The organism is Paraburkholderia sp. 2C (genome assembly GCF_054589215.1).
The window spans coordinates 312,920-321,531 of record NZ_BAAILL010000045.1; the positions used below are offsets into that span (position 1 = coordinate 312,920).

Consider the following 8,612-nt stretch of genomic DNA (forward strand, 5'->3'; position numbering starts at 1 on the left):
CGGCGATATCGCGCCGGCACGCTGCATCGTCCGGTGCGCAATAGTCGATGGAGATAACCGGTAACCGGTAACGCTCGCGGATCGTGCGCGCCTGGCCGAGCAGCCATTCGCGGTCGCCGGCCGGCACGGCTCCGTAACGCTGGTTGCCCTGGTCCCAGTTGCCGTACAGCGATTCGAACGCGACCGCCGCGACGTCGCCGTGTATCTGCGGCAGCACTTCGAAGCCGCGGTTCAAAATCAGTTGCGCGTCCGGATAGCGCGCCTTCAACGCGCGAATCGTATTGACAAGGCCGGCCTGCTGCCGGGCACGCGCGGCATCGGTCTTCGCGATCAACTGCCACGAATCGAGCGTATCGAGGAAAAAACCGCGATAGCCGCGCGCCCACAGCGGCGCCACGATGTGCTCGACAAAGAACTGCGGCCAGCCGGGCGCGCCCTGATCGATCACCGCCGACGCCCACTCCGAGTTGCGCCCGATCAACCACTTCCTGGGCATCGACGCCATGTAGTCGCGATCTTGCGTGACTTCGCCGACGCTCACATACGCATACCAGTTCGTGCAGCGCGACTTTTCTCCACCGTCTGCGGCCGCCATGGTCGACACCGCGCGCGGATCGAAGCCGCTATCCGCTTCGACCACCACGGTATCGAACTGCGACAGCCGATCGACCGGCACCTGCTCGCCGTAGAACAGCGCCACCGCACCGACGCCACCTTGCGCTCCCCGCGAGCAAGCCGCGGCGAACACGGGCCGCGCGCATACCGCCGACAGCAGCACCAGCACCGCCGCGACGCACGCTATCTGCAGCCAGGGCGGCCCAAGCCGCGCAAACAGATTCGCGAGCACGGTCATGATCAGTTACGCAGCATGTAGGTTTCGTACTCGAGCCGTGCGAATTTTCGGTCGAGCATCTGCACTGCCGCGACGACGAGAATCAGCAGCGTCAGCGCAAAGCCATAACCATACGTATCGGGCGAAAGCCGTAACGTGATGCCCGTCAACACGCCGTTCAGCGCGACGAATGCAAAACAGAGCTTCCATACCGAGCGTCGCGCATCGAGATAGAAAAACACGTTCAGCAGACCGAGCAGCAGCACCTGCAGACTCGCCGCAATCACATCGACGATCAGCAACGGCATATACAGCGTCGAGATATGCAGCGCATCGAGCACCCACCTGCCGAATGCAAGGATGAGCAGCAGCACCACCGCCTGGATCTTGACGATTTCGTAGAGGCCCGCGCGAATGCTCGACACCATCATGTCGCGCATATCGTTGATATGGCGCAGCGTCGCGCCGCTGCGCACGGCATCGTAGAACGCATCGTAATACTCGACGAAGTCCGCTTCGATGCGCACAAGGAACGTCGCCATACCGGGCATTACGCCTACGTAGGCGATAAACACGGGAATGTCGTAAATCACCGACGCGTGCAGCGGCCCGATCACCGTCGCCCCCGTGGCCGGCGCGTACCAGAACATGAACTTGTCGAGCCACACGCCGAGATTGAACAGCAGCCCGGCGAGCGCGAGGCTCGGATAGGCAAAACGCCTTTCGAACGCTTCGAACGAAATAAAACGCTCGCTGCGGTAGTTGCGGTAAATCAGCCCGGACAGGCCCGCGAGCAGCACGATATGTCCGGCGACAAAGCCGCCTAGCAGCCCCGCGATGCCGTGCCGGTTCAGCATCAGCGCGAAGGCCACCGTCGAGCCGTAACCGATAAAAAACACGACGAGAATCTGCCGGTACTGCTTCACGCTCGACAGAAAGATCACCGCGATCCAGATATTGCTGATCACGACAAAGCCCGCGACCATCAGCAGCCGGTACAGCAATGGCTCGCCGTCGAACCCGAGCCACACCGCGAGATAGCCGACGATACCCGACGCAGCCGTCGAGACCAGCACGACGCCGTTGTAGTTCGACAGCACGAGGTCGTCGCGCTTTTCGAAGAGGCGATCCGAAATGAAGCGCGTAAACGATAGCTGCAGCGGCCCCGTCAGAATCAGGCTGGCTGCGATCAGGTAAGTGACCGAGACCTGGAATTGCACGATCGCGTACTTCGGGATCGTGAACGCGAGGCTCATCAGGCCGATCACGAGAATGCCGACAATCGACATGATCAACGGCCCGGAACTGATCAGCCCCGCGTAGGCGTAGGCGCGCATCGTGCCGGTCAGCGTGTCGCGCCGCAGGATCTTGCGAAGCTCGAAACCAATGCCTGCCATTAGCGATTCTCCTGCGCTGGCGAAGGCCGTGCGCCCACCGCACCGGCGGCGCCCGGCGCTCCTCGCGCGGCCGCGTGTACCGGGCAACCGATGATGCCCGCCGAGGGGCCGGCTGAGGTGCCCGCCGAGGGGCCCGCTGAGCCGCCCGACGAGCCGTTCGCGTCGCCGCCGCGTGCGGTCCGCGTCGGCGCGGCAGCAAGCCGCTCGTACAACTCGCGATATTGATCGATCATCTGCGCCTTCGTATAGAAGCGGCCCACGCGTTCGAGTCCGGCTCTCTGCGCGGCACGCCAGCGCGGCACGTCGCCGAGCAGTTCGAGCACTGCCTGCGCGAACGCGGCCGGGTTCGCGATCGGTACGACGAGGCCCGCCGCACCGAGCGCGCGGTCTTCGTCGCCATAGCCTTCGATCAGTTGCCGGCACGAGCCGACGTCGGTGGTAATCGAGGGCACGCCCGCGGCGAACCCTTCGAGCACGACGAGCGGCAGCGCCTCGCTGATCGACGTCAATGCGAGCGCATCGACCTTCGGCAAAATTTCATCGATACGCTGAAAGCCGAGAAACTTCACATGCTGCGCAAGGCCAAGACTTTGCGCGAGTGCATGACATTCCCGCGCATAGGCCGGATCTTCCTCTTCCGGGCCGACAATCCAGCCTTCGATATCGGGCATCGTGCGCGACGCGATAAAGATCGCGCGGATAAACGTCTTGATGTCCTTGATCGGCACCACACGCCCGATCAGCGCGACGACATTGCCGGCCCTCGTCTGCCCCGGCCCGTGCACCGCACGCTGATGTACCAGCGGCGCCAGCCCGTCGACGTCGACGCCGTTCGGAATATTGCGCGTGCGCGCTGCGTCCGCGCCGTCGGCAATCTGCCGCTGCCGGTTCGTTTCGTAGAGCGCGACGATATCGTCGGCCGCGTCGTACGCGAGCTTGCCGAGCGCTTCGAAGAAGCGCACCCACAGCTCGCGGAAATAGCTGATCTTCGAGATGTCGCGCTCGAAGGCGCCGCGATTGTCGCGAATCCACTGGCTTTGCAGCAAGTCGATCTTGCGTTCCTTGGTGTAGATGCCGTGCTCGGACACCAGCAGCGGCCGGCCTGTGCGGTAGTGCAGCAGCGCGCCGAGAAAGCCCGCGTAACCGGTCGACACCGTGTGATACACGCGCGCCGGCGGCAATTGCGCGGCGATTCGCGCCAGTTGCCACAGCGGCTTGTGCATGATGCGCACGGTCCAGAAGTAGTCGGTAAACGACGGGTCCGTGCAATGCCGATGGTACTGGTCGACGATAAAGTCCCAGGCCGCACGGCTCGAGACGAACTGCTGCTCGTTGAGCGGCCCGTCGTCGCCGATCAGATGCACGAGGTCGGCCATCAGCGCGGCCGGATTTGCGCCGTGCCGGTTACGCCACGCCTCGTGCAGTTCGGCCGATTTCGCAAACGCCGCGGCGTCGCCGGGAATTTCGCGCGCCATTTGCCTGTCGGCATGCGCCGCTTCATACAGGTAATGCGCTTCGAAGTGCACGACATTGTCGGGCAGCTCATACGCGGCGCCGTGATAGTCCTCTTCGCGGCTGCCGACGAACGCGATCGCAAAGCGCATCCCGGGATACGACCGGATCATCTGATTGACCCAGCTCGACACGCCGCCGCGCACGTACGGGAATGTGCCTTCCAGCAGCAGGCACACATCGGCATCGGCGGCGCGACGGAAAAGTGACGGATTCATGGCGACCAGTATTGAACGACAGGTTTGAGCAGCGGCAAGGCCGACGCATGGCCGAGCGATGCGAGCAATTCGGCCACGCGCGCGTAATCGCGTTGCAGGAATGCGGCTTCGGCAAGCCACGGCACGAGGCGCTCGCGCGGAAAGCCGAGCGCCTGGGCGCGCGCCAGATAGTGCGCGGCGTCTTCAGCCGCGCCTTGCGCAAGCGCGAGACGCCCGCGGATCAGCCACAGCGCGGCATCGCCGTCGTCGATCTCGAGCGCGGCGCTCGCGTGGCGATCGGCCTGTTCGAGCGTGTGCGTATAGACCGCGCCCTGCACGAGGTTCTGATAAACGAGTTCGAAATACAGCTCGGCCAGTTGGCGGTTGATCGCGTGCCGTTCGCCGTCGGTTTGCGCGAGTTCGAGCGTCTGCGCGGTCTGGAAAATCTTCTGCATCACATCGTTTTCGGCCTGATCGAGCGTGCCGTACGCAATCAGCCGCACGTCTTCGATCGGATCGGCGAGCAGATCGCGTAGCAAGGTGCCTGTGGTGCGGGTCGGCATGCTCTGGATCGCGACGAGCGCGGACAGCCGGTCCGACGCGTTGACCTGCGTATTCACGAGCCGCGCCTGCAAGCGCGCGCCGCCGCCATGCGAGACGCGCGACATCAGATACGTGACGAATTCGGGCGCGGGCACTTCCCGCAGCTCGTCGTCGCTGCGCTTACCCGGAAACCAGGCGGCCCAGATGCAGCTCGCGAGCAGCACGAGGCCGGCCGCGACCGGCACGAACGTGCAGAAGAGCCACAGGAACAGCAGCGTGAAGCCGCGCGGCTCGCGGTAGCGCTGGGGCAGCAGCAGCCGGAACAACACAGCTTGCAGCGCGCCGCAGACGGTATCGAGCAGCATCGCGGGCAGGATCGGCCCCTCGACGGTCGCGCCGGGCGCGAGTTGCCAGAGCGCGTCGACTTGCACGAGCGCAAGCGCGGCGATCGCCAGCACGGCGACGACCGACAACGCGACACGCCCCACGTTCGACGCGTTGGAAGAGCGCTCGGGCCTAGCCATCGATGCCGCTGCGTGTCAGCAGCCCTCGCAGCGCCGGGCCGGGCGCGCCGCTGCCCAGATGCAGCGTATGCACGCCGATGCGCGCGCCTTCGAGATCGAGGTCGAACTGCACGCGCAGGCTCGCTTCGATGCGCGCCAGGTAACCGTCTACACCGGTCTCGTCGGTCGCGGGCATCAGATTGACGAGCACCGACTTGCCCGCGGTCCTGACCGGCCACAGCAAATCGAGCGAACGTCGCCGGCGCATCACATGCTCGAAGAACGAATCGCCGGCATCGTCGTGCGGGAACACGAGCGCGACGAGCGACGACGCGATGCCCGCCGTGCGCGCGAGCCGCGAGAGCCGGCTCATATCGAGCGCGAAGTCGTACGGGCAATCGGGTACGACGTCGAGAATCTCGCGCACCTGCCGCGAGTGCTCGACGCCATCGGCGTAATAGCCGAGCAGCACCAGCAGCAATTGCAGATTGTCGAAGTTCAGCGACAGGAACGGCATGCGGCGGATGGCGAGCAGCGCGAGCACATCGCCGTCCGCGGCAACCACCGGCGCGCAGACCAGCAGCGCCGTATGCACGACCGGCCGCTCGTCGCTGCGCAGATGCGCGACGCTTTTCGTTTCGAGCGCGCGCGCCACGAGATCGTCGTGCGCATCGAGCTCGAACCCATCGCCGACGCGCGCGAGCGCCGTGGCACCGGCCCTGCCGCCCTGCACGGGAAACAGCGCGGCGACTTCGATCTGGCACGCCTGCGCGACGAATTCGAGCATCTCGTGCGTGCCCGGCATATCGCCCGCGGCCCGCGCGCGCGGCGCCTCGAGGCCATGCGCGACCGACAGCCGGCGCAATTCGGTAATCGAGTCGCGCAGCGTGGTCGGCTTCGACAGCAGGTCTTTTTCGAGCCGCTCGTGCGACAGACGCATCAGATAGTGGCTGTTCGTGATGGCGACGAGCCGGTCGTTCAGATAGCCGTTGAGCGCATTCGCGCGTTGCGCGCGGGCGCCCCAGATATCGCCGAAATGCCCGACGAGGATGGTCTGCAACAGGCCGCCGATAAAGAACATCGTCGGCCAGGTGTCGCCGCCGCCGTGCGTGTGCACGAGCCACGCGCCGACCAGCATCGCGCTCGCCAGCAGACCGAGCAGCGTGCCGTAGCGCAGCGCGACGACGAGCGTCGCGAACCATAGCCACGGAAAGCCCGTGTTGAGCAGCAGCGGGTCGGACGGATCGAAATGCCAGCACAGCAGGCAGACGATCAGCATGAAGCCGATCGTCTCGACGATCGCGAAAGGCCGCGTGACCGCAGGCGCAACGAAGCGCCGCACGGCATTCAGATGACCGAACGGATGCGCACTGCGCGGCTTGACGGCTGCCGCGTTCGCGCTGCTATCCGGTCGGGAAGTGGCGGTATTCACGGCCGACTCCTGATGGCTTGTCCAGAACCCGATGACGGCATGCGCCGCTTCATGCGTGCGCGCGCAACGGCGCGAGCAGCTTGCCGATCAGCGACGTCGCGACATTCGCGAGGCTCGAGCGGCTCCAGCCGCTGCGCGAGCCCGTCGCGCTCCATACGACCTGGCCCGAGGCGACGTCGACGAGTTCGAACGTGACGCCCGCCACCGGCTCGCCATCGACGCCCGCCTTGTAGCGCCACTCTTCGACCGCGCCGGTCAGCACGTATTTCACGTGCTGCTCGCGCGCCCAGGCGAGCTTCTTCTCGCCGATCTCGCGCTGCGCGGTATCGAACATCGCGTTCGACGAAGCGTCGGCCGATGCGATGCGCACATCGGTCAAGCCGTTCTGACGCAGCACGTTCGCGGCGATCGCGGTTGCGCTGCCGCCGGCGGCCGGCGTCTCGGTGAAATTCGCAAGGCCCACGACCGCAACCGGGTCGCCCGCGCCGAGCGACGGCGTGGCCGCGGTCTGGCTGATCGAGCCGCATGCGCAGAGCAGCAGCGCGGACGTCGCGGCGGCAGCAAGCCAACGAAGCGCACGGACGCGCCCCTGTGCCGTATGCATCAGTTTGTCTCTGGTGTTCATCGAACCACTCCTTTCCTTTTCATCACGTTTTGCGTTGCCGCGCTTATTCGTTGCGAGTTGGTCACTTCGCCCTGCCCCATCAGTAGTACCAGCTATATCTCGCCCCCATCAGCGTGACCGGCGTACCGAGACGCGACACGCGCTGATGCTGGATAAACAACGCCATATGGTCGCCACCGAACACGGTGCCCGCCACGCCGACGTTGAGGTCCGGCCCCCAGCCCTGATTCGAATCGTGCAGGATGCCGACATCGAGAAACGGCCGCCAGCGATGCGTGTACTGTTCGAGCAGGTCGTTGCCGAAGCCGAAGTAAAGGCCATATTGCGTGTACGTGTCCGGCATGAAATCGCTTGCGAGCGCGGGCTGATCGGCCGCGGGAATCAGCCGCGAGATCAGCGGATCCGCGCTGCCGCTCGCGCCGTAGCCGCCATGCGTGCCGACCACGCGCACGGTGTAATCCGGGTATTCGGTGTGAAAGCGATAGCTGATTTCGCCGTTCGACAACACGCCGCTGCCGATATAGCTGCGCGCCTGGCTGTAGAAACGATCCGCTTCGATGCTGCCGGTAATCGTGATGCGTTCGGTCACGCGATACGTGAAATCGCCGACGAGGTTGTCCTTCATGCCGCCGACCTGCAGCGTCTGGGTTTCGTCGGCAACCTGATTGCGGCCCGCATGCACGCCGAGCGTGAGCGGCGAATTGCGGCCCGTTTCGGCAGCAACCGAAAATGTGTAGAAGCTGGCGAGCGCATCGCGCCGGCCGCCCGTCACCTTGAACGACGTATCGCGCGTCTGGCGCTCGCCATAGATGCTCAACGACCGGTCCACCGACGGCACGTTGACGAGCTGCGTGATGTCGGTCGAGTGCTGGAAGTTCTGCACGCCGGTCACGCCGACCATATAGCGTTCGGCGATCTTGCGGCTCGCCGCGAGCGTCTGCTCGATATAGTCAAGCGGATGCTCGACATGACTCGTTACCGTCGCGTCGATCGATTGCGGCCAGTCGAGCGCCGTCTCGGTCACGCGCGTATGCAAGGCCGTGTCTTCCGGCGCGCCTTCGAGGCCTTCGAACGCGATCTGCTGCGCGCGCCGCGGCTGATCGACGGCGATCGTCGCATCGATGCGGTCCGCGATCGGCAAGCGCGAGCGTTCCTGCGAAAGCAGGCGCTCCATCGCGGGAATGTCGTTGTCCGCCAGCGCGATCGTCAATTGCGCATCGGCGGGGCGCGCGAGGCGCGCCGCGTATTGCTGCGCGAGCCAGCGCTTTGCCAGCGGATTGCTTTCGTGCGACAGCGCCCATGCGATCGCCACGTCCTTTGCGACGGCATCGCGCAGCCGGCTGTTCTGCGGCAGCTTTGCGCCGGCGTCGGGCGCGCCGCCCGGCAAGCCCTTATCGTTGCCGAGCAGCGTGCGGCGCACGTAAGAAAGATCGGCCGGTGCGGCTTGCGTCGACAGCAGATCGTCGAGCAGCGCGGCCGATGCATCGGCCGTCGTGTAATCGGTCGACAGCGCGACGCGCCGGCCGCGCACATCGGCGAGTGTTTCGGCATCCTGCGCGGTGCGGCCGCGC

General features: G+C 65.3%; 6 protein-coding genes and 1 pseudogene. All 7 read right to left on the reverse strand.

Annotated features, from left to right (window positions below):
• The coding region (locus ACYPXD_RS23325; RefSeq protein ID WP_459716540.1) for an endo alpha-1,4 polygalactosaminidase at positions 1-853 on the reverse strand (853 nt) is incomplete at its 3' end.
• A 2-nt stretch (positions 854-855) separates the two neighbouring features.
• Positions 856-2,229 carry an exopolysaccharide Pel transporter PelG gene (gene pelG / locus ACYPXD_RS23330; RefSeq protein ID WP_459716543.1) on the reverse strand — a complete coding sequence of 458 codons (1,374 nt, stop codon included), beginning with the start codon at positions 2,227-2,229 and terminating at the stop codon, positions 856-858.
• Positions 2,229-3,959 carry a GT4 family glycosyltransferase PelF gene (pelF, locus tag ACYPXD_RS23335; RefSeq protein WP_459716546.1) on the reverse strand — a complete coding sequence of 577 codons (1,731 nt, stop codon included), beginning with the start codon at positions 3,957-3,959 and terminating at the stop codon, positions 2,229-2,231. Before pelF ends, pelG begins: the two co-directional genes overlap by 1 nt.
• Positions 3,956-5,005, reverse strand: coding sequence for a hypothetical protein (locus tag ACYPXD_RS23340; RefSeq protein ID WP_459716549.1), 1,050 nt, complete (start codon positions 5,003-5,005; stop codon positions 3,956-3,958). The genes pelF and ACYPXD_RS23340 overlap by 4 nt, the downstream gene beginning before the upstream one ends.
• Positions 4,998-6,416: a PelD GGDEF domain-containing protein gene (locus ACYPXD_RS23345; protein ID WP_459716551.1), complete on the reverse strand. Its 1,419-nt coding sequence runs from the start codon at positions 6,414-6,416 to the stop codon at positions 4,998-5,000. Before ACYPXD_RS23345 ends, ACYPXD_RS23340 begins: the two co-directional genes overlap by 8 nt.
• A 49-nt stretch (positions 6,417-6,465) precedes the next feature.
• Complete coding sequence (locus ACYPXD_RS23350) at positions 6,466-7,020, reverse strand: penicillin-binding protein activator LpoB (RefSeq protein WP_459716752.1); 555 nt, start codon at positions 7,018-7,020, stop codon at positions 6,466-6,468.
• 100 nt (positions 7,021-7,120) lie between these two features.
• A pseudogene (locus ACYPXD_RS23355) lies at positions 7,121-8,612 on the reverse strand (tetratricopeptide repeat protein); the annotation flags it as partial.

Excerpts from the sequence above, each read along its gene's own strand:
- pelF (WP_459716546.1), bottom strand. The coding sequence starts at position 3,959 with ATGAATCCGTCACTTTTCCGTCGCGCCGCCGATGCCGATGTGTGCCTG.
- ACYPXD_RS23350 (WP_459716752.1), bottom strand. The coding sequence starts at position 7,020 with ATGCATACGGCACAGGGGCGCGTCCGTGCGCTTCGTTGGCTTGCTGCC.
- ACYPXD_RS23340 (WP_459716549.1), bottom strand. The coding sequence starts at position 5,005 with ATGGCTAGGCCCGAGCGCTCTTCCAACGCGTCGAACGTGGGGCGTGTC.
- pelG (WP_459716543.1), bottom strand. The coding sequence starts at position 2,229 with ATGGCAGGCATTGGTTTCGAGCTTCGCAAGATCCTGCGGCGCGACACG.